Raw genomic sequence first — 919 nt, 5'->3', positions numbered from 1 at the left:
ACCCGGAACTGGTCGAACAGATCTCCACGATGATCCGCATGATCATCGTCGGCGCGCGCACTCCCGCCGCCTTCCGTCGCGGCTGACCCATTCCGGTGCATGACCACCGGCACGCTTCCGTGCGCTTTTTGTAATGTTATAACACTCGAATTCGAGTAAAGATCACGGTCCCGCCGCAAGCTGAAACGGCAATATAGCAATTGCTATATTGATGAGCTTCTGCTTTCATGTGCGCCAGCCAGGTCGCCCTCGCCGCCCTCCCTCACCAAGGACGACGCCCTCATGCGCATTGCTGCCCCCCTTCTCCGCCGGCTGCCGCTGGCTGCCGGTATCGCCGCCGCCCTGCCACTGGCCGCAGTCGCTGCACCGCCCTCACCTACCGAGCTGGACCGGGTGCAGGTGAAAGTCAGCACCGCCACGCGCAGCGAACGCCTGCTGTCGGACGTACCGATCCGCACCGAAGTACTACGCAAGGAAGACATCGCACTGCGCGCAGCCACCGATTTTTCGCGCGCGGTGGAGCTGATCAACGGCCTGCGGGTGGAAAGCAACTGCCAGAACTGCAACACCAGTGAAGTGCAGCTGCTGGGCCTTCCCGGTGCCTACAACCAGCTGCTGTTCGATGGCATTCCACTGCTGTCCACGCTGGGCAGCGTGTACGGGCTGGAACAGATTCCCGCCGGCTTCGTCGACCGCATCGAAGTGGTCAAGGGCGGTGGTTCGTCTCTGTACGGGCCGGGCGCGGTGGCCGGTGTCATCAATCTGATTCCGCCGCTGCCTGCACGCAGCGGTGGCCATGTGCAGGCCGGCGTGGACGTGCTGAAGGGCACGCCGCAGAAAAACGCCGACGTCCGTCTGGATCTGGTCGCCAGCGAAGCCGACGCCGGACTGTCGGTGATCGCCCAGCGCAACTGGAACA

1 protein-coding gene and 1 pseudogene are annotated in these 919 nt (G+C 63.5%); both read left to right on the top strand.

The window, feature by feature from the left end:
• Nucleotides 1-86, top strand: a pseudogene (locus tag DBR20_RS23750) (TetR family transcriptional regulator); the annotation flags it as partial.
• Nucleotides 87-282: 196 nt separating this feature from the next.
• A partial coding sequence (locus DBR20_RS23210) for a TonB-dependent receptor plug domain-containing protein (protein WP_258223360.1) occupies nt 283-919 on the top strand: 637 nt, incomplete at its 3' end.

Source organism: Stenotrophomonas sp. HMWF023 (genome assembly GCF_003060985.1).
GTDB lineage: Bacteria > Pseudomonadota > Gammaproteobacteria > Xanthomonadales > Xanthomonadaceae > Stenotrophomonas > Stenotrophomonas lactitubi.
Note: the sequence above shows the minus strand (reverse complement) of the source record. Positions and strands in the feature narration are given on the sequence as shown.